The 23,993-nt window shown below is 57.5% G+C and carries 23 protein-coding genes; 10 read left to right on the forward strand and 13 right to left on the reverse strand.

The window, feature by feature from the left end; genetic code table 11:
• Nucleotides 1–12: 12 nt before the first annotated feature.
• Together BM347_RS15665 and BM347_RS15670 are read right to left on the reverse strand one after the other, a co-directional pair.
• Nucleotides 13–1,230, reverse strand: coding sequence for an ABC transporter substrate-binding protein (locus BM347_RS15665; protein WP_093917483.1), 1,218 nt, complete (start codon nt 1,228–1,230; stop codon nt 13–15).
• 52 nt (nt 1,231–1,282) lie between these two features.
• The gene (locus tag BM347_RS15670) at nt 1,283–2,350 is read right to left on the reverse strand and encodes an aromatic ring-hydroxylating dioxygenase subunit alpha (RefSeq protein WP_093917438.1); all 1,068 of its coding nucleotides are present in this window, start codon (nt 2,348–2,350) and stop codon (nt 1,283–1,285) included.
• A 156-nt stretch (nt 2,351–2,506) separates the two neighbouring features.
• On the opposite strand from BM347_RS15670, the gene BM347_RS15675 reads away from it, so the two are divergent.
• On the forward strand, nt 2,507–2,944 hold the full coding sequence (locus BM347_RS15675; protein ID WP_093917439.1) for a MarR family winged helix-turn-helix transcriptional regulator: 438 nt from the start codon (nt 2,507–2,509) through the stop codon (nt 2,942–2,944).
• A 3-nt stretch (nt 2,945–2,947) separates the two neighbouring features.
• Here the strand turns inward: BM347_RS15675 and BM347_RS15680 are convergent, their stop codons facing one another.
• The 7 genes from BM347_RS15680 to BM347_RS15710 form a co-directional block, all read right to left on the reverse strand.
• Nucleotides 2,948–3,532: an amino acid synthesis family protein gene (locus BM347_RS15680; RefSeq protein WP_093917440.1), complete on the reverse strand. Its 585-nt coding sequence runs from the start codon at nt 3,530–3,532 to the stop codon at nt 2,948–2,950.
• Nucleotides 3,529–4,113 carry an amino acid synthesis family protein gene (locus BM347_RS15685; protein ID WP_093917441.1) on the reverse strand — a complete coding sequence of 195 codons (585 nt, stop codon included), beginning with the start codon at nt 4,111–4,113 and terminating at the stop codon, nt 3,529–3,531. The genes BM347_RS15680 and BM347_RS15685 overlap by 4 nt, the downstream gene beginning before the upstream one ends.
• A complete protein-coding gene (locus BM347_RS15690; protein WP_093917442.1) occupies nt 4,098–4,955 on the reverse strand; it encodes a UPF0280 family protein in 858 nt (285 codons plus the stop codon). Before BM347_RS15690 ends, BM347_RS15685 begins: the two co-directional genes overlap by 16 nt.
• Nucleotides 4,952–6,439, reverse strand: a complete 1,488-nt coding sequence (locus BM347_RS15695) for a 6-hydroxynicotinate reductase (protein ID WP_093917443.1) — start codon at nt 6,437–6,439, stop codon at nt 4,952–4,954. Before BM347_RS15695 ends, BM347_RS15690 begins: the two co-directional genes overlap by 4 nt.
• Nucleotides 6,432–9,179 carry a molybdopterin-dependent oxidoreductase gene (locus BM347_RS15700; RefSeq protein ID WP_093917444.1) on the reverse strand — a complete coding sequence of 916 codons (2,748 nt, stop codon included), beginning with the start codon at nt 9,177–9,179 and terminating at the stop codon, nt 6,432–6,434. The genes BM347_RS15695 and BM347_RS15700 overlap by 8 nt, the downstream gene beginning before the upstream one ends.
• Nucleotides 9,179–10,015, reverse strand: coding sequence for an FAD binding domain-containing protein (locus tag BM347_RS15705; RefSeq protein WP_093917445.1), 837 nt, complete (start codon nt 10,013–10,015; stop codon nt 9,179–9,181). Before BM347_RS15705 ends, BM347_RS15700 begins: the two co-directional genes overlap by 1 nt.
• Nucleotides 10,016–10,104: 89 nt before the next feature.
• Entirely contained in the window at nt 10,105–10,911 is an 807-nt protein-coding gene (locus BM347_RS15710) for a ferredoxin--NADP reductase (protein ID WP_093917484.1), read from the reverse strand.
• 129 nt (nt 10,912–11,040) lie between these two features.
• Between BM347_RS15710 and BM347_RS15715 the strand changes: the two genes are divergently transcribed.
• Nucleotides 11,041–12,231: an amidohydrolase family protein gene (locus BM347_RS15715; protein WP_093917485.1), complete on the forward strand. Its 1,191-nt coding sequence runs from the start codon at nt 11,041–11,043 to the stop codon at nt 12,229–12,231.
• 6 nt (nt 12,232–12,237) lie between these two features.
• Here the strand turns inward: BM347_RS15715 and BM347_RS15720 are convergent, their stop codons facing one another.
• Nucleotides 12,238–13,110 (reverse strand): amidohydrolase family protein, encoded by an 873-nt coding sequence (locus tag BM347_RS15720; RefSeq protein WP_093917446.1) that lies wholly within the window; start codon nt 13,108–13,110, stop codon nt 12,238–12,240.
• A 111-nt stretch (nt 13,111–13,221) separates the two neighbouring features.
• Here BM347_RS15720 and BM347_RS15725 point away from each other — a divergent pair, with 111 nt between their 5' ends.
• Nucleotides 13,222–14,004: a crotonase/enoyl-CoA hydratase family protein gene (locus tag BM347_RS15725; RefSeq protein WP_093917447.1), complete on the forward strand. Its 783-nt coding sequence runs from the start codon at nt 13,222–13,224 to the stop codon at nt 14,002–14,004.
• Nucleotides 14,005–14,023: 19 nt separating this feature from the next.
• Here the strand turns inward: BM347_RS15725 and BM347_RS15730 are convergent, their stop codons facing one another.
• Nucleotides 14,024–14,506 (reverse strand): MarR family winged helix-turn-helix transcriptional regulator, encoded by a 483-nt coding sequence (locus tag BM347_RS15730; RefSeq protein ID WP_175498604.1) that lies wholly within the window; start codon nt 14,504–14,506, stop codon nt 14,024–14,026.
• 465 nt (nt 14,507–14,971) lie between these two features.
• Between BM347_RS15730 and BM347_RS15735 the strand changes: the two genes are divergently transcribed.
• Genes BM347_RS15735 through BM347_RS15765 form a run of 7 tightly spaced genes read left to right on the forward strand, consistent with a single transcriptional unit; the run spans nt 14,972 to nt 22,040 of the window.
• Nucleotides 14,972–16,663 (forward strand): class I adenylate-forming enzyme family protein, encoded by a 1,692-nt coding sequence (locus BM347_RS15735; RefSeq protein ID WP_093917449.1) that lies wholly within the window; start codon nt 14,972–14,974, stop codon nt 16,661–16,663.
• A gap of 31 nt (nt 16,664–16,694) precedes the next feature.
• Nucleotides 16,695–17,987 (forward strand): 3-hydroxyacyl-CoA dehydrogenase, encoded by a 1,293-nt coding sequence (locus BM347_RS15740; protein ID WP_093917450.1) that lies wholly within the window; start codon nt 16,695–16,697, stop codon nt 17,985–17,987.
• Nucleotides 17,984–18,763, forward strand: coding sequence for an enoyl-CoA hydratase-related protein (locus BM347_RS15745; protein WP_093917451.1), 780 nt, complete (start codon nt 17,984–17,986; stop codon nt 18,761–18,763). The genes BM347_RS15740 and BM347_RS15745 overlap by 4 nt, the downstream gene beginning before the upstream one ends.
• A 57-nt stretch (nt 18,764–18,820) precedes the next feature.
• The gene (locus BM347_RS15750) at nt 18,821–20,107 is read left to right on the forward strand and encodes an acyl-CoA dehydrogenase family protein (protein WP_093917486.1); all 1,287 of its coding nucleotides are present in this window, start codon (nt 18,821–18,823) and stop codon (nt 20,105–20,107) included.
• The gene (locus tag BM347_RS15755) at nt 20,104–20,871 is read left to right on the forward strand and encodes an SDR family NAD(P)-dependent oxidoreductase (protein WP_093917452.1); all 768 of its coding nucleotides are present in this window, start codon (nt 20,104–20,106) and stop codon (nt 20,869–20,871) included. The genes BM347_RS15750 and BM347_RS15755 overlap by 4 nt, the downstream gene beginning before the upstream one ends.
• 9 nt (nt 20,872–20,880) lie before the next feature.
• Nucleotides 20,881–21,672: an SDR family oxidoreductase gene (locus BM347_RS15760; protein WP_093917453.1), complete on the forward strand. Its 792-nt coding sequence runs from the start codon at nt 20,881–20,883 to the stop codon at nt 21,670–21,672.
• Nucleotides 21,669–22,040, forward strand: a complete 372-nt coding sequence (locus BM347_RS15765; protein ID WP_093917454.1) for a VOC family protein — start codon at nt 21,669–21,671, stop codon at nt 22,038–22,040. The genes BM347_RS15760 and BM347_RS15765 overlap by 4 nt, the downstream gene beginning before the upstream one ends.
• 22 nt (nt 22,041–22,062) lie before the next feature.
• Here the strand turns inward: BM347_RS15765 and BM347_RS15770 are convergent, their stop codons facing one another.
• Nucleotides 22,063–23,118: an amidohydrolase family protein gene (locus BM347_RS15770; RefSeq protein ID WP_093917455.1), complete on the reverse strand. Its 1,056-nt coding sequence runs from the start codon at nt 23,116–23,118 to the stop codon at nt 22,063–22,065.
• A complete protein-coding gene (locus BM347_RS15775; protein WP_093917456.1) occupies nt 23,115–23,993 on the reverse strand; it encodes an acyl-CoA thioesterase in 879 nt (292 codons plus the stop codon). Before BM347_RS15775 ends, BM347_RS15770 begins: the two co-directional genes overlap by 4 nt.

Consider the following 23,993-nt stretch of genomic DNA (forward strand, 5'->3'; position numbering starts at 1 on the left):
CGGTGCCAGCCGTTATTCTGCAGGGCGCAGTTTTGCGACTTCTTCGTCGGACGGCAGATAGTCCGCGCCATTCAGATAGGTCCAGTCGGTCATGACCCCTGCCCCGTCCTTCAATGCGGTTGTCCCAACAAAGGCACCCATGGTCGCCTGATTGTCGATCTCGCGGAAGGTGATGTCGCCCACGGGTGTTGCCACATCCAGCCCTTCAAACGCCATACGGATCGCGTCACCATCGGTTGATCCGGCTTTCTGAATTGCCGCCGCAACGGTTGCCGCTGTCATGTAGCCGACAAGCGACCCCAGCTTGGGCGTCTCATTGAAACGCGCCTGATAGGCATCCACAAAGATTTTGTTCGCGCCATCTTCTTCGGTGAAATCGTACCAAGGATACCCGGTGACAATCCAGCCTTCGGGTGCCTCATCGGCCAGTGGTTCCATGTATTCCGGTTCGCCCGACAGCAGACCATAAACCGTACGGCCGTCAAACAGACCACGTGTCGTTCCTTCGCGCACGAACTTGGCCAGATCGGGGCCAAAGGTCACGTTATAAATCGCATCCGGCTTGGACCGTTCCAGCGCTTGCACTTCGGCGCCTGCGTCGATCTTGAACAAGGCGGGCCATTGTTCACCCACGAATTCAACACCGGGCTTCAGTTCGGTCAGCACCTCTTTGAACGCGGCAACAGCATCTTTGCCGTAGGCATAGTTTGGCGCGATGGTTGCGTATTTCATCGCATCGGTTTTTGCGGCCTGTTCGGCCAGCATCGCGGCCTGCATATAGGTCGAGGTGCGCAGACGGAATGTCCACGGGTTGCCTTGTGACCAAGTCAGCGCGTCAGCAAGCGGTTCAGCGGCGAGATACACCCACTGCTTTTCAGCGGCGACAGATGAAATGGCCAGGCCCACATTCGACAGGATCGTGCCAGTCAGCATCACGGCCCCTTCGCTGGTCATCAGTTCCTCGGCGATTTTGATTGCCTCGCCGGGGTCGCCTTGGTCGTCGCGAAAGATAAACTCAAGCGGGCGATCCAGCACACCGCCTGCGGCGTTGATCTCTTCAAGGCCCAGTTCGATCCCCTTTTTATAAGGTTCAGCAAAGGCGGCCAGACGCTTGTAGTGGTTGATTTCGCCAACCTTGATCGGTTCGCCCGATTGGGCCAAAGCGGCAATGCCCGTCATGCTAAGGGCCGCGGCCCCGACGAGGGTTTTTAGGAATGTACTTCTCTTCATTTGGTGTCCTCTCTGGTGTGTGGGTGCCGTCTTTTGCGGCATTTTTATTTTATTAATCGTGTTGGACAAAGACCGGCGAGACGGGATCGCCCAGATCATCCGTCGCTTCGGCTTCGACCCGGTCGCGAATGCGCTTGCGATACACATTCGGCGCTTTGTCGATGGCGATGCGGATCGGTTTGCGCTTTTGCGGGCGCTGTTCTTCCTCGTGTACGGCCTCGAGGATCGCTTTGTCTTCGGCAAAGGCAATCCGGAACATCGCATCCATCTTGTCAGACGCGGCATCATCACCAATGGCGGTATTGCGCAGATGCATCCAGTGGTCGATCGTATAATCCTCGGTCACGGGGGTGACGAAATGCAGCGCAAAAATGCGCACGCCCTTGTTGCGTTGTTCCTCGGGAAGTTCAAGCGCAGCATCGGCGGATCCAAAGTCAATCACAGCAGTCGATGGCATGTGCAGATAGTAATAATGCCAGCGGTCTACGTTGCCGTCAAAACCGCCGAATTCCTTAAAAAAACCAATGGGTTCAGCATCCCTGATCCAGCGCCACGCGACGATGACCTCATCCGCGGTTTTCACATGCACCGGCACGTTTTCCGAGGCGGCATTCCCCAAGGTCGTCGGGTGAACAAAGCTGACATGCGCGGGGTCCACCAGATTTTCAGCGACGTTCAGGTAATTCGCTTTGATATGCAGCTTGTCCCCGTGGTGAAGATGCCAGCCGTCTTGCGACAGCTCCGGCATATCAAAGGCCAGCGCGGGGTCTGCTTTGTCGCTATCGCCCATCCAGACAAAAACAATGCCGTGACGCTCGAGCACGGGGTAACTGTCGACATAGGCGGATGCAGGCAAATTCGACTGCCCCGGCACGCGCACGCATTTGCCATCCGCCCCGAATGTCATCCCGTGATAGCCGCATTGAATGGTGTCGCCGATACGTTTACCCTTAGACAGCGGCAACAAGCGATGCGGGCAGCGGTCCTCTAAAGCGGCAAGGTTTCCGTCGCTGCACCGAAACATCACAAGGTTCTGCGCAAGCAGTGTCAGCGGCACAAGATCGTGGTCAAAATCCGAGGACCATCCGGCGACATACCAGGCGTTTCTGACAAAGGACACATGCGACTCCTTGTATTAACTGTCTTCATGAAGGACCAAAAACTTGTTAGCTGTCAAACAATATTTATGATCGGTTCTGTTGTGGACCCCAGATAAAAACCATGGGATGATAATGCACAACAAATACGCGATTGCAGTAAAATACTGGACGATACATTGACCAACCTGGCGGAACTACAAACCCAAACGGCCCCCTACCAGCTTGAGGATCAAGTGGGTTTCAAGCTGCGGTTGGCCAACCAGCGCCATCTTGAGATTTTCAATCGCCGTATGCCGGACATCACGCCGACCCAATTTGCGGTGCTGGCCAAGCTGCGCGACGAGGTCAAGATCAGCCAGAACCAGCTGGGTCGCCTTGTGGGTATGGATGCCGCCACGACCAAAGGTGTAGTGGACCGCCTGCGCAAAAAGGGACTGGTGCAAAGCAGCCCCTCTGCGACCGATATGCGCCGGCTTGAGATTTCATTGACCGATGCGGGTGTCGCCTTTGCGACCGATGCGGTTGAGACCGCGCTTGATATCTCGGCTGAAACTGTTGGCAACCTGACCCCGCGCGAGGTTGAGCGGTTGCTGACGTTGTTGGACAAACTTTAGACCCTATCGCAGGCCATCTTTGCCTTCGGCGTCGGTATGGGTCAGCCCGCCGACACGCGGCAAAGGCCGCCCACTGTCCGTCACGGCGACGGCGACCATGATCTCATCGGCGCGGGGCGCATCGTTCAAACGCACCTCGATCCCGTCGAAATGACTGCGCACATACGCTGCATCTTTGTGGCCTAGTGGCACGTCCAGCACCTGCCCCGGCCCGCCCATCTTTTTCGATGACGGCACAAGGGCCGCCCCTTTTTCGACGGCCACCCGCAAGGGCGCGCCTAATTTGGGATGCAGAATGGCAGCGGCATGCTCCAGCTCTCCGCCCTCGCCGACCATGGCGGCTTTGCCATAGCTTTCGGCCTGTGCTGGCTCGATCCCAAGGGCGGCCACGCATTTGTCGCCCAGCAACCCGCCCAATTCGGTACCGATATCCATCAAGGGGGTCAGGTCTTCGGTATAGGAGCCTGCAAAGGGGTTTTTGATCACTGCGACGGCCATGGCCTTGCGGGTTGCGGGCGAAATGACCTGCCCGATCTCGCGATGTGTTTCTTCGACCCAAACGGCGATTTTGCGAATTTCGGCGCTCATCTTAATCCATCCTCCCCTTTGATGTCTTGGGCGTCCAGGCCCCCTGCCCGGTTATGCACCCGTGCCCCTGTGGTCATGACCAGGATCACGGCCATCTCGTTCGCGCGCGGGCTGTCGTTCAAGCCAACTTCGATGGAATCGAAATGGCTGCGGACATAAGACGCGTCGACATGGGTGACGGGTACATCCAGCCGCACGCCAGCCGCGCCGACTTTTTTGGTGGACGGTACAATTGCTTTGGCCCCGCCCAATACATCGCGCATCGCATAGCCGCCGGGCGCGTGCCACAGCGCGCCATGCTCTAACTCTCCGCCAGTGCCGACGATGGACCCTTTGCCATAGCCTTCGACCTGTTGTGCCTCGACCCCAAGTGAGGCGAGCAGCTTTTGTGCCATCTCGACACCCAGCGGCTTAAGGTCTTCCATAAAGGGTTGGATGTCCTCAACATAAGACCCTGCATAGGGGTTTTGGATCACAGCCATCACATAGCCACGTTTCAGCGGGGTGTTGGCGCGCGGCCCACCTTCGTGAAAGATTTCCTCGATACTGGTGACCATCTTGCGGATTATGACGTCGGGCATGGGTGCGGGTCTTTCGTTAGGTGTTTCATTCTCTCGGGCAGGCCAACCGTCCGGCTTTGGCCTTGTAGGAACAGTGCAGCACCGTGGATCAGACGTGCTGCGCTCATCCCGCTGGCCGCAGTTTCACCCCGTTCAAGCGCCCTCGCAACATCTGTTTGGGAAAGCGTGCCAACATGGGTAACAACGGAGGCGGCACCTAAATCGGTATCGTCGCGGAGGCTGTTTGCGGGGCCGCGTTTGATGGCGGGGTGATCGGGCAGGTCAACGGCATTGCCCAGACGGGTCGCCGCTGCATCGGCCATGCTGGCGGATCGAGCAAGCACAGTGACCGCATCGGCTATCCCGAGGCTAAGGCTGCGCCCGCGTTGCCCACTTGTGGCGATCCCGCGAATAGGATCGGTGCTGGTGATCGCAACCGCGCCAAGGTTTTGCCCGTCAGGCGACGCAACTGCGACCTTAAACGTGGCACCATCCGTCAGGTGCAGGGCGATGTCGCCGCCGTTGTTGATATAGGCGCGGGTCAGGTCAGTTGCGTCGACCATGGCTGCCAGTATTTCCTCGGCCACGGCACCAGCAACACAGATCATTGGCGTGGTCAGCCCATCCGCGTGCGCTAGCGCTGCGCGGTACATACGGCGTGCGATTTTGCCTTTTGGTTTGGTGCTGACGGGTTGGCGCAACAGGGGAAGTTCTGCCATCAGCTCTGTCAGAACAGTTTCGAACCGCGTGTAAGCCGCGCGATAGGCAGCGTCGCGCGCGCCATCTGCACCGATGATCAGATCAATTGGGCCATGTGACAGATGCAATCTGTCTCCGGGCAAAATGGCGGCTTGGGCGTTCATCTGTCGTCCTTTGCCCAGCCATAGTTTTCGCGGGCATTCGGATCGGATTGCAGCGCCTGCTGCGCCACGCGGCGCACATCCGTGGTGACAACATCGCCGACGGGTTGGATATGTTCCATATGCCCGCCAAGCGTGCCGTAATCCTCGCGGCGCAGGGTGAATTCAATGGGGGCGACCAATGCGGGTGTGGGCACATAACCAAATGAATTCGTGGGCATATCCATCACATCTACCATGACGGTGATCCCCCCGCCGGGCCAGACATAGGCACCGGCCCCACCGCAAGATACATGGGTCAGCGATTCCTTGACGGACCGTGTCAACCGCACCGGGTTTTCCGTGACGCCCGCGCGCAGACTGCCGCCGGCACCGCCCATAAACAGCACCGAACACAGCGACGGTTCGCAGTTCTCAGCGATCCGTTCCGCAATGGTAAGCAGTTCAGGCGTAATGTCTGCCGGTTGCGGCTCAAGACCATCGTCGAGTATGAAATAAGCCCATTGCTCCCCCGTGGTCGAGATCATGAGGAGCCGCAGCCCGGGCCATGCGCGCTTGGGATCAGCGGGGCGCAGAATTGTAAGGGGGTCTTCGACATCTGTACCGCCCCAGCCCGTGCCCGGATCAGCGACCTGAAAATAGCGCCCCGGTGTGGATCGGCGCCCGTTAATGCGGATGCCCGAGGGGGTCATATCCAGGCCCTTGCCCGCCTCATGCTCGCTGAGCACGCCGGTGATGTGGTCGTCGACAACAACGACTTCGTCCACGTGGCCATGCCACTGCTTTGCGAACATCCCTATGGTCGCTGATCCACAGCCAACGCGCATCAGTTTTTCGGGTGTGCCGTTGATGATCGGGGGTTTGCCTGCCTCGACCACCATGGTCACGCCACCATCAATCGTCATCTCAACCGCGTCACGATTGCACAGACGCAGCAACGCATCGCAGGTCACGCGGCCTTCTTTCTTGGATCCGCCGGTCAGGTGTTCGACACCGCCCAAGGACAGCATTTTCGACCCGTATTCAGAGGTCATGACGTGGCCGATAGCCTCACCATCGACCCGCACCACGGCGCGTTCGTCGCCAATGTGGCGGTCGGTGTCGATCTTTACCTTGACCCCGCAATAGGAAAATATCCCCTCGGTCACAACGGTGACCATATCCACGCCTTCGACCTCTTGGCTGACAATAAAGGGGGCTGGTTTATAATCGGGATAGGTCGTGCCCGCGCCGACGGCGGTCACAAAATCGCGCCCACCTTGGATAACATCGCCATCCCAGTCTTGCGCGTTGTTGCCCTGATCCAGAAACGCGACGGCCTTGGCCCCCGATTGGATCACCGTCAGCGGATCAAGACGCACCAATTCGCCCGCATGATTGGCATAGCGGTCACAGGCACCGGATTTTCCGTCGGCGATGAAACACATCACCGGACAGGCGTCGCAGCGAATTTTGGCGGGTTTCGCGTCGCGCAGATCATCAGGCATGTCCGGCCTCCTGTAGGGCAGCACGCAGGCGCGTGGGGGTCGCGGGTGCGTGGGTCACTTTTGCGCCCGTCGCGTGGTAGATGGCGTTGAATATCGCAGGGGCCGTGGGGATCAAGACATGTTCGCCCAAGCCTTTGGCACCATAAGGGCCGTGTGCGTCTGCGATTTCCAATACCAGGGTCTCAATCGGGGGAATATCGCCAATTGTGGGGATAAGATAATCGTGCAGGTTCTCGGTACGGCCGGGGATATATTCCTCCATCAGCGCCATGCCCAGACCTTGGGCGATGCCACCGTGCACCTGTCCTTCGACCAGCAGGGGGTTGATCGCGCGGCCCACATCATGAGCGGCAATAAAGTGTAACGGTTTGCACAAGCCAAGGGCGATATCGACTTCGACCACCACCAGATGCGCGGCATAGCCAAATTGCGCATAGGGGATGCCCTGCCCGTTTTCATCCAGCGGTTTAATGGGCGGATCATAGGTTTCCTGTGCCATCAACACATAGCCATCTGCGTTCGGTTCAAGCCGTGACAGATCAAGGGTTTGCGCCTGACCCGTATCGGTCACAGTCACTTTGCCGCCTTCAAGAGTGATTTCTGCATCAGGTCCCACATTGGCTTGCTGCAATATCGCGCGCCGCAAAGCCTCGCCCGCTTTCAGGGCGGCGTTGCCTGATACAAAGGTTTGCCGCGATGCGGAGGTTTTGCCCGCGTCAGGGGTAATATCAGTATCGGCACCCAGCACCGTCACCCCGTCAATCGAAACGCCAAGCGCCTTGGCAAATATCTGCGGGATCACTGTGTTGGACCCTTGGCCAATGTCCATCGCGCCTTGGTGCAGGACGACCGTGCCGTCAGCCCGCACACCAGCCTTAATCGTCGAGGGGTTCGGAAGCGACGTATTCCCGCATCCGTACCACGCGCAGGCAATGCCGACGCCGCGTTTAAACGCGCTTTGCGTCGCATTGAATTCAGCACACTCCGCTTTGGCCAGTTCCCATGCGGGACGTAGCGCCTCAAGGCAGGGTTTGATACCCACACCCTGATCGAACACTTGTCCGCAGACCGTTGGTATATTGTCCTCCAGCGCATTTTTCAGGCGGAAGTCCAGCGGATCCATCCCCAGCTTTTCAGCGAGCAGATCAAAGGCGGTTTCCTGTGCAATCGCCGATTGCGGGACGCCAAACCCGCGAAACGCGCCGGACGGTGGGCAGTGGGTGTGCACAGCCCGGCTGCGCGCGCGGTAATCGGCAATGTGGTACGGGCCAGATGCATGAACCGGCACACGGTTCGCGACGGTCGGACCCCAACTAGCATAGGCACCGGTGTTGAAATCGCCATCAAACCGCATGCCGGACAAGGTACCATCGGCCTTGGCACCAAGCGTGATATTAATCTCTGCGGGGTGGCGTTTGGTGGTCGATTGCATCGTCTCGTTCCGGGAATAGGTCATGCGCACGGGCCTGCCGGTTTTCAGCGTGGCCAAGGCGATAAAGGGCTGCAAGGACACGTCAATCTTGGAACCGAACCCGCCCCCAACCGCTGTAGGAACGATACGGATATCGGCCATCGGCATGTCCAGTACCGCGGCCAGCGTATCACGGTCCATCCCCGGTGCTTGGGTGCAGGCGTGGACATGCAGGCGGCCATCAACCATCTCTGCAAACCCTGCCTCGGGTTCGATATAGCCATGTTCGACAAAGCTGGTTTTATAGGACGCTTCGATGGTGACATCCGCCGCCCCGAGCGCCGAATCCGCATCGCCGCATTGCACGAAACCGCCGCACATGATGTTGCCTTTGCGGTCCTCAAATAGCAGCGGGGCATCGGGGGCGATGGCGTCCTCAATGTCGGACAGTGTGGTTTGCGGGGTCCATTCGACCGGAAAGCCCCCCAAGTCCAGCGTCGCCATCGCATCCGCATCACCCACAACACATGCAATCGCCTCGCCGCGGAAACGAACGTGGTTCACGGCAAAGACGGGTTGATCGATAAATCCGGGAATAACGCCAAAAGCGTTCAGGCCGGGCACGTCTTTTGCGGTAAGAATAGCCTCTATACCAGGGTGATTGGCCTGCCATCCCGCAATATCGCCAAGGGTAAAGCTGGCCGAAGGATAGGGCGATCGGATCACACGGGCGAGCAGCGCACCAGCGGGGGCAACATCATCGCCGAAACGCTCGGTGCCGGTCACCTTGGCCAGCCCATCAAAACGGCGCGCATTATGACCAAGCTCGATGGGCGCTAGAACCAGCTGATCGGCGGCATGGGCCCCCACGACGGCATCAATAATCTTGCGATAGCCCGTGCAGCGACACAAGACACCGCCAAGCGCATCTTGGACCTGGGCTGCATCGGGGCGCGGCGCGTTGCGAAGCAAAGCTACGGCAGACACCATCATGCCCGGCGTGCAAATCCCGCATTGGGCGGCTTGGTGGTGTTGAAAGCTTTCGATTAACGCTTGAGCATCTGGATCGGCTTTGACCAGCCCGGCAAGGGTTTCGACTTTGCGCCCCGTCGCCTGTTGTGTGGCCATCAAGCAGGCGCAAACCGGTGCGCCATCTACCAATACCGTGCAGGCCCCGCAATCGCCCGCATTGCACCCGATCTTGACATCTTTGCGGTCCAGCCGTTCGCGTAACGAATGGGAAAGCCGTTCGCCGGCGGTCGGATCAACTTGGACGATTTCACCGTTCAATGTGAATGACGTGGCCATCGTGGCTGCGGACTTATCCATTATGCATCCCCCTCTAAGGCGAGGGTAACAGCGCGTTGAATGACCTGTGTTGCCGCTGTTTGCCGATACTCAGCAGTGGCGCGCACGTCGGAAATCGGCGCAAGGCCAGTGATCAAATCATCGGTGATCGCATTGGTCAGTCCCTTAGTTGGCAGGCCTCGCAATGCAGTTTCCAGCGCGGTCAATCGTTGCGCCACGGGGGACGCTGCGCCGATGGCGATGCGGATGTCAGTGAGGGTATCATCCTTAACCTGCAGCAGCACGGCCACCATGCAGATCGAGATGACCAGATATTTGCGCGCACCCAGTTTGACAAAAGCGCCCTTTGACCCGTCTGGCAGGTCGGGAATATGAATGGCCGTCAGGATTTCATCTGCGGCACGGTCGGTTTTGCGTACCCCTTGCAGGAAATCACATAACGCAATCTCGCGCACGCCTTGGCCCGAGGTCAGCTCGACCGAGGCGTTCAATGTCAGCAAGGGCGGCACACCATCGGCAGCGGGGGACGCGTTGCACAGATTGCCCGCAATTGTGCCGGTGTTTTGGATCTGGATTGATCCAACCTCGCGCGCGGCCAGTTTCAGCCCGTCAAAGGCAGGGGGCAAATTGGCATTAATGATATCGGTCCATGTGGTTGCTGCGCCGATGCGCCAACCGCGATCTGTTTGGGTCACGCCGTGCAGATCGACCAGCCGAGAGATGTCAATGAGCGTACCATCAAAGGGGCGGTCACCTTGGGAAGGGAACCAATCAGTGCCGCCCGCAATCACCGACGCAGGCCCTGCCGCCAAAGCCGTCAGCGCATCCTCAAGCGTGGTTGCGGTGATATAGCTCATGGGGGCGTGCTCCTATCTGCCAAAAAACTTGTTGGTGTACTAATAAGAATTCGATGCAGCGGATTCTGTCAAATTAATTCGCCTGCGCGTCAGCTCACAAATGCCTTTTCGACCACAAAAGTGGCGGGGCGGTTGTTTGCGCCCTCTTCAAGGCCGAACCCTTCGAGCGCAGGCTTTGTATCGGCAAGCATTTCCATCGACCCGCAGATCATCCCGCGGTCAGTTTCGGGGTTGATGGGTGGCACGCCCAAGTCGGTGAAAATTTTGCCCGAGGCCATCAGATCAGTCTGCCGTCCCATACGCGGCCAATCCTCACGCGTCAGCGTGTCGTATAGGGTCAGCTGTTGGGCAAACTCGCCAATTAACGGGTTCGCCTTAAGGCTTTCGACCAGTTCGCGCGAATAGGTTAACTCGCCCGCGGTCCGGCAGGTGTGGCACAAAATCAGGTCATCGAATTTTTCGTATGTTTCCGGATCGCGAATGATCGATGCGAAAGGCGCGACCCCTGTGCCCGTGGCGAACATCCACAGCCGCTTGCCTGGCAAGAGCGCGTCGTTCACCAATGTTCCCGTAGGCTTGCGCCGCATTAGAACCGTATCGCCCACCTGTAGTTTCTGCAGGTGTTCGGTCAGCGGGCCGTCGGGTACCTTGATTGAATAAAACTCGACCTCGTCGTCCCACGAGGGGGATGCGATGGAATAGGCCCTGAATACCGGCTTTTCCGCATTGGGCAGGCCGATCATCACAAACTCACCCGACCGAAAACGAAAGCTATCCGGGCGCGTAATACGAAAACGGAACAGGCTGTCTGTATAATGTTCCACCTGTGTTACGGTCTGGGCATAGACACCCGCAGGTATCGGGAACGGGGTGTCGAGTGTTGCTGAAATCTCCATCGGGTCATCCTTGTCACCTTTCCTCATATTGTTTGTATACATATAAATATCTGTCAAGCCTTTCGTCTTGATCGGTCTGATTTTTCTGTTAGCGTTCAAATGAAACGTAGCTGCTTGAAAGGCGATCCCATGTCAGACACCCCCGCAAAGCTTGTGATCCGCAACATCGGCATGATCCTGTCTGGCAAGATGGAGGAGCCTATTTTGGACGGCGATTGTCTGATCGCGATTGATGGCAAAATCACCGCGTGTGGCAAGGAAAAGGATTTGGATTGCGAGGGGGCCACGACCGAGGTCGACGCTCATGGTGCCACGCTTGCCCCCGGCTTGATCGACAGCCATGTGCATCCGGTTGTCGGCGATTATACCCCGCGTCAGCAACAGCTTGGATGGATTGATTCGACCTTGCACGGTGGTGTGACGACGCTGATTTCGGCGGGCGAAGTCCACATGCCCGGGCGGCCCAACGATCCTGTTGGCACCGTCGCGATGGCGATTGCCGCGCAGCGCTGGTACGAAAATTTCCGCCCGTCCGGCGTCAAGGTGCACGCTGGGGCACCCTTGTTGCAACAAGGGTTAGAGGAGCAGCATTTCAAACAAATGGGCGAAGCGGGTGTGACGCTGATCGGAGAGGTTGGCCTAGGTACGGTCAAAGATGGCAAGACGGCCAATGAAATGGTCGGCTGGGCACGCAAATACGGGATGCAAAGCACGATACACACGGGCGGTCCGTCGATCCCCGGTTCGGGTTTGATCGATGCGGATATGGTGCTGGAAACCGGGACCGATGTGGTGGGCCATATCAATGGCGGACATACCGCCCTGCCCGATGACCAGATCATTTGCATCTGCGAAGGCTGCCAAGCCGCGCTTGAGATTGTGCATAACGGTAACGAACGTGCGGCATTGCTGACGCTGAATACGGCGCGCGAATTGGGCAAGCTGGATCAGCTGATATTAGGCACGGACGGTCCTGCAGGCTCTGGCGTGCAGCCGCTTGGCATCATGCGGATGGTTGCGTTGCTGTCGTCACTGGGCGACGTGCCTGCTGAAATTGCGTTCTGCTTTGGCAGTGGCAACACGGCGCGGCAACGGAAATTAGATACCGGCTTGATCGAGGTTGGCAAATGCGCGGATTTCGTCGTGATGGATCAGGCGCAGCACGCGCCGGGTAAGAACCTGCTGGAATCGGTGCAATTGGGAAACCTGCCAGGCGTCGGGATGACCGTGATTGACGGTGTCGTGCGCAGCATGCGCAGCCGGAACACCCCGCCGGCAACCCGTTTGCCCGAGTTGGTGAAAGGAGCCGTTGGGGCCTAACCGCCCTTAGCTGGCCCCCAACAACCGCATCGCATTTTCCTTAAGGATCAGCGGGCGTACCTCGTCCTTGATTGCGATTTTCTCGAAATCATTCAGCCAGCGTTCGGGGGAGATCATCGGCCAGTCCGACCCGAACAGCATCTTTTTCTTGAGGATCGAATTGGCATAGCGCACCAGAATGTCGGGGAAATATTTCGGCGACCAACCGGACATGTCGATATAAACGTTGGGTTTGTGCTGCGCGACCGACAGCGCCTCTTCCTGCCAAGGAAAGCTGGGATGCGCGAGAATGATTTTCAGGTCGGGGAAATCAACCGCAACATCGTCCATATACATCGGGTTGGAATATTTCAGCCGCATACCGTTACCGCCCGGCATGCCTGATCCGACGCCGGTTTGTCCGGTGTGAAACAGCGCGATGCCACCCTCTTCGGCGATGGCCTCGTACAATGGGTATGCGATGCGGTCATTGGGGAAAAACCCCTGCATCGTGGGGTGAAATTTGAATCCTTTGATGCCGAACTCTTTGATCAGGCGCCGTGCCTCGCGGACGCCCATCTTGCCCTTCCATGGGTCGATCGACGCAAAGGGGATCAGGACATCGTCGTTTTCAGCGGCAATCGCTGCGACCTCTTCGTTCTTATAGCGGCGGTATCCGGTTTCACGCTCTGCATCGACGGGAAAGATCACTGCCGCGATGTTTTGTTCGCGGTAATGGGCAGCGGTTTCCTGAACCGTGGGCGGATGCTTCCAAGGGGCACCGAAGTAACTGGCCATGGTTGACTGCAAATCGTCATAGCCATCGTCAGAGTGACAACCACAGGGTTCTTCGGCGTGCGTGTGAAAATCGATGGCACGAATTTTGTCAAAGTCGATCATTAAGGTCGCTCCCTGCTTAGGCTTTGCGCAACTTTGGTACAAAATATATTGCTATTCAATAGAACAATTGTTCTATTCACCTAAATTGAATGTCCCAAGGATAATGCCCCCATGACCAAAGCCGCTGCCAATCCCGATGTTCTGAATGTTGACATGCAAGGTAATATCGCGGTGCTGACCATGACGCGCCCGGACAAGCGCAATGCGATGAACGATGACTTGCTTGGCGCGCTCAAGGCCTTTTTCATGGATCCGCCTAAGGATGCCCGCGCCGTCGTGCTGACCGGAACCGCCGGGCATTATTGTTCCGGGCTGGACCTTAGCGAACATGTCAAACGATCCACCGAGGAAACGCTGTATCATTCGCGAAGCTGGCATGCGGTGATGGACATGATCCAGTTTGGCGGTTTGCCGGTGGTGTCGGCGATCTTTGGCGCGGCCATTGGCGGCGGGCTGGAACTTGCGACATCCACCCATGTGCGCATCGCCGAGCCGTCTACGATCTTTCAGCTTCCCGAAGGGCGTCGCGGGATATTTGTGGGGGGTGGTGCCACCGTTCGTGTGGGCCGTATCCTTGGTTCCGACCGGATGACCGAAATGATGCTAACCGGCCGCAAGTTCAACGCCGAAGAGGGCGTGCAGCTGGGGCTGGCACATTACGCAGTGGGCGAAGGTGGAGCATTGGCGCTGGCCATGGAATTGGCTGGCAAAATCGCGCGCAATGCGCCGATGTCTAATTACATGATGATCAACTCGATCAGCCGGATCGACGATATGTCAAAGGCAGATGGGCTGTATGTCGAAAGCCTGAGCGCGGCGGTATCGCAGTCAGGTCCCGACGCTGACGAAGGCTTGCGCGCGTTCTTGGAAAAGCGGGCCCCTAAGTTTCGCTAGCAGACTGGCAGAATGCGGATCAGCCTTCGACCAGTTTTAACAATATCGTATGTAGACTTGCGCGTTCAGCCGGGCTGATATTGGCGAATATGCGGTCTTCATGGGCTATAATTGCCGCGCGCACCCGTTCATGCAACTGATGCCCTTTCAAGGTCGCGCGCAATGCATAGGCCCGGCGATCTGTTGCCGCACGCGTGCGGCGGATCAAATCAAGCCCTTCCAATTCGTCCACGATAACCACCATTCCAGACCGTTCGATCGATAGGGCGGCGGCCACATCACTTTGGTTTATGTCGGGGTTGCCAATGACCACGGACAGCACCGACATGCTGCGCTGGCTTAGGTCGAATCCCAGCAGTACGTCGCGCAGATCCCGTTGGATGGTGACCCAGCTGCGTTTGATCAGATAGCCGGTAAAATCAGGCAGCGCACTGTTACTGATGGGGCTGGAGACAGGGCCGTCTTGAGCCGTGCCTGTCGGCGTCTGCGCTGGTTTGGTCATTATGTGCCCCATTATGTTCTGACACCGAACAGTAGTCTCAACCAATGATTTTTTGCAAGGCTGATGCGGGTGCCTGATATATACACTGTCGCGCCCTGCTTGAGGGCAATGATGCCCGGCTAAACCGGCTGGTGTAAATATCGCTGTGTGCCATTGATTAACAGTGCAAGGTGAAATTCCCCTCGTGACGTAATGAAGGACTTTCTTTCTGGGGGCAGGCATGTTCAGTTTTCGCAAGTATTGCGCAGATCAAGCCGTGGCACAGGGGAAGACACGTCAAACCCTGTCAAATGTCAGTTTGCGGAACTTCGTTCCGTTATGCGGTATTGGCAGATTGGATTTTAAGGCTTAGGCTACGCAAATCAGAGTCGCGCACAATCGTGGAGGAGTGTGCGCAAGGCTTGTTCAGGGAGGGGAATATATGGCCGAGAGATCGGAAGGACTGCCAATGCGGGGTGGCCGTTTATGACGGGCATGACGATGGAAGAAGCCATTCGCCATGTCGTTGCCACCAACCCTACTTTTGAGGTTGCAGAGGCAGATGTGGGGGGTGTCACATATCGCACCTTCAAGAATATTCCGGGCACTGTTGCGGCACTGATCCCCGCCAGCCGCGCACAACACGACAATGGTGCCGCCGAATTTCTGGTCTATCAGGATGAACGCTGGACCTATGATGAATTCTGCGCGCAGGTGCACCGCATATCCCACGCAATGCGCGACAAACTAGGCATTCAAAAAGGCGACCGTGTTGGCATTGCCATGCGCAATTACCCCGAGCTTTTGATGCTAACGCTGGCCGCCGCATCCGCGGGCGCGGTGGTGGTGTTCGTCAACGCGTGGTGGACCACCGAAGAGCTGGATTATGCCCTGCAAGACAGCGGCGCGAAAACGATCTTTGCCGATGGCCCACGATTTGAGCGTATGCTGCCACTGCAAGACCGTCTTGGCCTGCGTCTGATCGGCGTGCGGGATGGCGAGGGGATGACCGACCACGCGCTGGCCGCTCTTGCGGCTGATATGCCCGACGCGCCAGTCGAAGGTATTACACTTGATACCGATGATGACTTTGCGGTCATGTATTCCTCGGGCAGTACCGGTAAACCCAAGGGTGTCGTGCAGACCCATCGCGGTGCCGTGAGCGCGGTGTTCAGCTGGCTTATTCAGGCGGTCGCGGCCCCATTGGTTAATCCACCACAGCCCGGCGATCCTGAACCGCCGCGCCCTTCGGGGTTGGTGGTCACACCGCTGTTTCACGTCACTGCGACGCATCCCTTGTTCCTGCTTAGCTTACCTGCGGGGGCCAAAATATCGCTTCTGCATAAATGGGATGCCGAGGAGGCGGTGCGCGTGATCAACCGCGAAAAAGTCACGCGGTTTCTGGGGGTTCCGACCCAATCCGCTGATCTGCTTGAGGCTGCGAAACGGATGGGGGAAACCTTGCCCACGCTGACATGGCTGGGTGCAGGTGGCGCAAAACGCCCCGCCGCGCAAGTCGCGCAGTTGCAGGGCCAATTCCCTGCGGCCGAGATTGCCACCGGCTGGGGGATGACCGAAACCAACGCGCTAGGCATCGGCATGGTCGGTGAGGAGTATAACAATCGTCCCAATGCTGCCGGCAAGCTGCATCCCCCGCTGCAAGACGTGCGGTTTTTGGACGATAACGGCAATGACGTGCCCATAGGCCAATTGGGCGAAATTACCGTCAAAAGCCCTGCCAACATGCGGTGTTATCTGAACAAGCCCGAAGCGACCGCCGAGACAATGCAAGACGGTTGGCTGCGCACCGGTGATCTGGGCGTGATCGACGAAGATGGGTTCATCACCATTCTGGATCGCAAGAAGAACATCATCATTCGCGGCGGCGAAAACATTGCTTGTCTGGATGTAGAAGGGGCGCTGCACACGCATCCCGACGTGATCGAAGCCTGCGCCTTTTCCATACCAGATGAACGTCTGGGCGAAGTTGTAGGTGCCGCAGTACAGACCCGCAGCGGTAAGGCTTTTACCCCCGCTGAGATGGCCGCACATTTGGATGGCCATATTGCGAAATTCAAAATCCCCGAACAATTGTGGTGCCAAGACGGGCCGTTAACCCGTGGTGCCACCGACAAAATTGACCGCCGTGCGATCCGCGCCGCGTGTCTGGAACTTTAGGACCCTAGGGCCTTTGCTGAAAGGAAGACAGATGAACCACCCCACAGACGAAGAAATCGGTGCCTATATCGGCGCTGCCGGTAAAGCCGCATGGGAGGTTCCGGACCTATCTGCGGGCACCAAACTGCGCGAGATTAAATCCGTCGGTATCATTGGCGCTGGCACGATGGGGGGCGGCATCGCGATGAACTTTGCCACAGCTGGCATTCCTGTGACCATCGTTGAAACAACCCAAGAGGCGCTGGATCGCGGGCTCAAGGTCGTGCGCGGCAATTATCAGCGCAGCAGTGACAAGGGGCGTTTCCCCCAAGACGAAGTCGAAGCGCGGATGGGTCGTTTTAACGGTCAGCTTGAGATTTCTGCCCTTGCTGATTGCGATCTGGTGATCGAAGCGGTGTTCGAAAACATGGAGCTGAAACGCAAGATTTTCACCGAGCTTGACCGCGTGATGAAGCCGGGTGCCATTCTGGCGACCAACACATCGGCGCTGAACATCGACGAAATCGCCGCAATGACCAAACGCCCCGAAGACGTGATCGGTCTGCACTTCTTCTCTCCCGCCAACGTGATGAAGCTGCTGGAAATCGTCCGTGCGAAACATACCGCTGATGACGTTGTCGCGACATCGATGGACCTTGCGAAGAAGATCAACAAGATAGCGGCACTGGTTGGCGTCTGCCCCGGCTTCGTTGGCAACCGCATCCTGTTTGCTCGCCAAATTCAGGCGAACAAACTGCTGGCCAAGGGGCTGATGCCTTGGGATGTCGATGCTGCGCTGAATGCGTTCGGATTCAAAATGGGTCCGTTCCAGATGTCCGACCTTGCCGGTTTGGATATCGGTTGGTCCAAAGGGGCCAAAACCGAAAACCCGATCCGGGATGCGCTGTGCGAGATGGACCGTCGTGGCCAGAAAACCAAAGCCGGTTTTTATGACTATGACGAAGCTCGCCGCCCGATCCCATCGGATGTGGTTGCAGACGTAATCAAAGACATCACCGGTGCCGAGGCATCTTCGATGTCCGCGGATGAAATCATCGAAATCTGCATTTATCCGATGATCAACGAGGCCGTCAAAATCCTCGAGGAAAACAAGGCGCAGCGCCCGTCGGACATCGATGTGGTCTGGCTGAACGGCTATGGCTGGCCCGCAGACAAGGGCGGCCCGATGTTCTATGGCGACATGGTTGGCGCGCAGGCCGTGCTGGACGTGATGGAACGTTTGGGCGCAGAAGACCCGGCCTTTGCCCCCGCGCAACTGCTGCGTGATCTGGCGAAAAACGGCGGAAAATTTACCGAGATTGATACCGGAGGGCTGAAAACATGAGCTATGAATTCATCAAGACCGAGAAAAAGGGTCATATCCTGATCGTCACCATGAACCGGCCCGAAGTGTACAACGCCGTTCACGCTGAAATGCATCAGGAAATGAGCGATTGCTGGGATGCATTCGCCGCCGATCAAGATCTTTGGGTCGCCGTGCTGACAGGTGCGGGCGACAAAGCGTTCACTGCGGGCAATGACCTCAAGGCGACGGCATCGGGCGGGTCCAAAAAGACTTTGGCCCCTACTGGGTTTGCCGGCCTGTCCTCGCGCTTTGATCTGGAAAAGCCGATCATCGCGGCTGTAAACGGGTTCGCCATGGGCGGTGGTTTTGAAACTGCGCTGTCCTGCGACATTATCCTAGCCGCTGATACCGCGAAATTCGCCCTGCCCGAAGTTAAAGTTGGCTTTTTCGCCTCGGCCTCGGGCGTGCAGCGTTTGTCGCGCTATATCGGGCGCCTTGCCGCGCAGGAACTGATGCTGACGGGCCGCACGATTGATGCCGCCGAAGCGCTCAAACTTGGTTGCTGCAACGAAGTGCTCCCAGCAGATCAGCTGATGACCCGCGCGATGGAGCTGGCGGAGCAGCTATGCTCTGTCTCGCCGTCGTCCGTCAAAGCGACCAAGCGTATTCTGAACAGCATGAATGTGGCCGAAGGCCTGCCCGAAAGCCTGGAATACAGCCGCGTCGTTCAGGGCGATCTGGCCCAAACGGAAGACTTTAAAGAAGGTGTGCAAGCCTTTGTCGAGAAACGCAAACCCAACTGGGTCAATAAATAATAGCCGAAATTAACAGCCGGGAGGCACCGAATGTCACATAACGAAGCAATGGCCGGAATGAACAATCTGGAAATGTCCGAGAAAGCCAAGCCACTTTTGGCTGCCGTGATCAAACATATCCGCGAAAACGTCGATCCCATTACAGATGAATATTTCCGCCTTGGTGAAGGTCGCGCCGATCGCTGGTCCCATGCGCCGGGCCAGTTGGAGCTGTTGGAAACGGCCAAAAAGAAAGCGCGTGAAAACGGGCTGTGGAACTTCTTTTTGCCCAATGCAGAAACTGGCGAAGGTCTGTCGAACCTTGATTACGCTTACATCGCGGCCGAGCTTGGCAAAAGCCCGCTGGCGTCTGAAACGCTGAACTGCTCCGCGCCTGATACCGGCAACATGGAAGTGTTGGAACGCATTGGTACGCAAGAACAGAAAGACACGTGGCTCAAGCCGCTACTTGCCGGTGAAATCCGGTCGGCGTTTGCGATGACCGAACCTGATATGGCGTCCTCGGATGCGAAAAACATCTCAACCTCGGCAGTGCTTGAAAACGGCGAATGGGTCATCAACGGCGAGAAATATTATATCTCGGGTGCCGGCGATCCACGTTGCAAGATCATGATTACTATGGTGAAAACATCGCCCGACGCTGAACCATTCCGTCAGCAGTCGCAAATTCTGGTGCCCATCGACACCCCCGGTGTCGAAATCATTGGCCCCATGCACGTGTTTGGTCACGACGACGCGCCACACGGCCACATGCACATCAAATTCACCAACGTGCGCGTACCAGAAAGCAACATCCTGTGGGGCGAGGGCAAAGGTTTTGAAATCTCTCAAGTCCGTCTTGGACCTGGCCGTATTCACCACTGCATGCGCTCTATCGGGGCGGCGGAAAAGGCGTTGGATCTGATGATCGAACGCGGTCTGAGCCGTGAAGCTTTTGGTAAAAAGATCATCGACCTGGGTAAGAACATGGAAACCATTTCACGTGCCAAGATCGAGATCGAAGCCATGCGTTTGATGGTTCTTAAGGCCGCCAAGGCGATGGACGTTCTAGGTAACAAAGAAGCCCGCATCTGGGTCAGCATGATCAAGGCGATGGTGCCAGAAAAAGTCTGCAACATCATCGACCAAGCCATGCAAGTGCATGGCGCCACCGGTATTTCGCAATGGTCGCCGCTGTCTGGCATGTACACGTCGCAGCGCACCCTGCGCTATGCGGATGGCCCTGATGAGGTGCACCACCACGTTATCGCCCGCGCCGAGGTCAAGGATTACCAGGAATCCAACCTGCGCACATCCCGCGCCCGCGAGGAAATCGCGACTGGCCGGACACGGGGTGGCGTATGACCCTGTTTGATCTCACCGGAAAGGTGGCGCTGTTAACGGGTGCCTCCAAAGGCATGGGGCTGGCGATGGCCACGGCCCTTGCCGAACATGGCGCGACCGTGGTGATTTCCGCACGCAAGCAGGATCAGCTTGATGCAGCTGCGGCCGAGATTAATGCGCTTGGCAAAGGCAAGGCCTATGGCGTGGCCTGCAACGTCGGCTACAAGGATCAGCTGCAAGCGTTGGTCGATAAAACCCATGAGCTGGCTGGCAAAATCGACATCGTGATCGGCAATGCGGGGGTGAACCCGTATTACGGTCCGACGTCGGAAATTCCTGATGATGCCTACCAGAAAACCATGAACGCAAATGTTCAGTCGAACCTGTGGTTAGCGCAGATGGTCGCCCCCGACATGATCGAAAAAGGCGCAGGCTCCATGGCGTTCACATCGTCTATCGGTGCGTTCAAACCGTCTGTGATGTTGGGCACCTATGGCATGTCCAAACTGGCGTTGATTGGCCTTGTGCGGAACCTCGCAGCGGAATTTGGCCCCAAAGGTATTCGTTTTAATGCGATCTGTCCCGGGTTGATCAAAACCGAATTCGCGCGCGAACTGTGGGACAACCCCGAGGTCGAGAACCGCATCAAAAACGAGATCCCGCTGCGCCGCCTAGGCGAGGCCGAGGATTTCGCGGGTCTTGCTGTTTTCCTGGCCTCTGATGCCAGCCGCTACATGACCGGTCAGGCGCTGACCGTGTGTGGCGGGTCAAACATGTGGACGTGAGGGGCTGATATGGAACTGAAGGATAAAATTGTCGTCGTCACCGGTGCCGCAAGTGGTATCGGAAAGGCCATGGCCATTCGTTTCGCCGCTGAAGGTGCCAAAAAGGTTGTTTGCGTTGATCTGAACAAAGACGGCGCGAAAGAGGTGGCAGACAGCATCGGTGGCGTGGCATTTGGCGTCAACGTCGGCGTCGAGCAAGAGATCGTTGACATGATCGAAGCCGTCGAGGCTGATATCGGCCCGATTGATTTGTTCTGCTCTAACGCGGGCATTTTGACGGCTGGCGGCATGGAAGTTTCCAACGATGATTGGCAGCGTATTTGGGATATCAACGTGATGTCCCATGTCTGGGCCGCGCGTCATCTGGTGCCACGTATGACCGAACGGGGCGGTGGTTATCTGCTGAACACCGCGTCGGCGGCGGGCCTGCTGAACCAAGTCGGTTGCGCGCCATATGGTGTGACCAAACACGCGGCTGTTGCTTTGGCCGAATGGCTGGCGATGACCCATGGTGATGACGGGATCAAGGTTTCGGTATTGTGCCCACAGGCCGTACGCAGTGAAATGACCCGCGGTCACGAGGAATCTGTGGCGGCACTGGACGGTATGTTAGAGCCTGAACCTGTTGCAGAAGCCTGCGTCGAGACGATCAGGAATGAAACGTTCCTTGTCCTGCCGCACCCGCAGGTGTTGGATTACATGCGCAAGAAAACCGACAACTATGATCGCTGGATTGGTGGCATGCGCAAACTGAACCGTCAGTTTGGTGACATCCGCAATCCCAAGAAAGCATCGTCATGATTGGGTATACAACCGTCGGCACAACCGACATGGAACGCGCCAAAAAGTTCTATTGCGATCTGTTTGAGAGAAAGGGTGCCAAGGTGCTGGTGGATGCCGGCCGCATCGCGATGGTTGGTACCGGTCGCGGTACACCGATGATCGCCGTTTGTGAACCATATAACAAAGAGGCCCCTAGCCCCGGCAACGGTGTGATGGTCGCCTTTACCGCAGAGACCAAGCCCGAGGTTGACGAAATCTATGCGCGCGCGATTGAACTGGGGGCAACCTGTGACGGCCCTCCGGGACAGCGGGTGCCGGACCGTTTTTACGGTGCATATGTCCGCGACCATGACGGCAATAAAATCTGCTTTTTCAAGTTTGCGTAAGGCGAACCAACTGCCGTCCGCATCACGCGGGCGGCAGATTATAGACCCTGCGCGCAGTTCCAGAAAACAGCGCGGTCTTCTCGGCTTCGGTTAGATGGGCCGACATCTTCTTGAACGCATTCCAGATCACCGGATAGCTGACAGCAGTACGGTCTACGGGAAAGTTGCTTTCGAACATGCAACGGCTTGGCCCGAACACCTCTAACATATGCGCATACCACTTGCCCTGCACCTCGGCGATCTCGTCTGAGGATGGCGGCAGATCGCGGTGCATAAAGCCATACCCATTGTCGGGCATGCAAAGCCCGCCCAGCTTGGCCATCACGTTGGGGCATTCGGCCAGCTCGGCCATGTGATCCTTCCATACCTCGAAAATCTCGTCATGTTTGCCCTTGAACCGGCCAACACCCAAAGGCGTGCCAAAATGGTCAAGGATTAGCGTCGTGCCGGGAACCGCACGGGCCAGATCAAGGAATTCCTGATGCTGATGGTGATAATGCCAGCTGTCCAACGTAAGGCCGCGTTCACCCAAGATCGCCGCACCGCGTCTGAAATCAGGGTCGCCATATTGGTTCGGCACACCGCGCCCCGGAATGGCTAGGGTTGCAGGTTCAGGGTCACGCGCACCGGAATTTCGAATGCCTTTGAATAGGCCCTGTCCCGCTTCGGTGTGGGCATCCAGTGCTTCGTGTAGTAGCGCGGGGTCGAGCACGAGTTCGGCCTGCCCGATGATGCCTGCAATCTTGGCCTGTCCCGCGCTGGCGGTCGCTGCCATCCGCACGACTTCACGCGTTTCGGCGACAGATTGCAGATGTGCGGGCGCGTCCAAATCCCAGTAGGATCGACACTCGATATACATGGTCTGAACGACGTTGTGCCCTGATCCCGTGTCACGCCACAGCGCGTCCATCTCGTAGACTGCGGGGTTTTCGGCTGTGCCGTGTCGCCAAAGATGATGATGCGGATCGACGATTTCGCGGGTGGGGTCGATGATCTCTTCATCCACCAAGCCTAGCCAATCGTCACGCAGTTCAATACCGGGGCGCCATCCCGGATAGCGGCCACCGGTCTCGGTCATGCGGAAGGGTCTCTCTTTTTATAGGGGCGCATCAGACCTTCTTGGGCTGTGGTGGCCGCCAGCTGGCCATTTTGGTTGTAAATCAACCCGCGGTTAAACCCGCGCGCGCCACCTGTGAACGGCGCGTCCAGTTCGTAAAGATGCCAGTCGGAAAAATCGATGGGGGCGTGAAACCACATGGCGTGGTCAAGGCTGGCGGTCATCACCTTGCCCTGAAACCACGTCAGCCCATGCGGGCGCAGCGATGATCCCAACAGGTTCATATCCGACGCATAGGCCAGCAAGCATTGCTGCATGATCGGCGATTGGCCTTTGGCCGCTTCCATACGGAACCAAAGATAGTTTTTATCCGAGGTTTTTTCAGGTTCGAAAAGGTCACGCGGATCGACCTCGCGGATTTCGATCGGGCGCTCTCGCAGAAAATCATCGCGGTGTTTTTCGGGGATTTTCTGGATATAGGGCTCGCGCAGGTCGGGCCTATCCAACCAGTGTTCGGGGCCTTTCACATCGGGCATGGCGTGCTGGTAATCCCAGCCCTCTTCTTCCACATGAAAGGAGGCAGACAGGTTGAAAATCTGTTTACCGTGCTGGATCGCAACGACCCTGCGGGTGGTAAAGCTCCCACCGTCGCGGGCGCGGTCAACCTGATAGATCACAGGAATAGATGGATCACCGGGGCGAATGAAATAGGCGTGCAGCGAATGGCACATCCTGTCGGGCACCGTGCGATAGGCGGCCATCAATGCCTGCGCGATAACATGCCCGCCAAAGATACGCGTGGTGGTTTCCCCGCCCGACCCGATGCCACGGAACAGGTCGACCTCAAGCTGTTCAATGTCGAGCAGTTCAAGCAGTTGGCGGGCGACGTCTGTCAT

It is taken from the genome of Sulfitobacter marinus, from assembly GCF_900116285.1.
Lineage (GTDB): Bacteria > Pseudomonadota > Alphaproteobacteria > Rhodobacterales > Rhodobacteraceae > Sulfitobacter > Sulfitobacter marinus.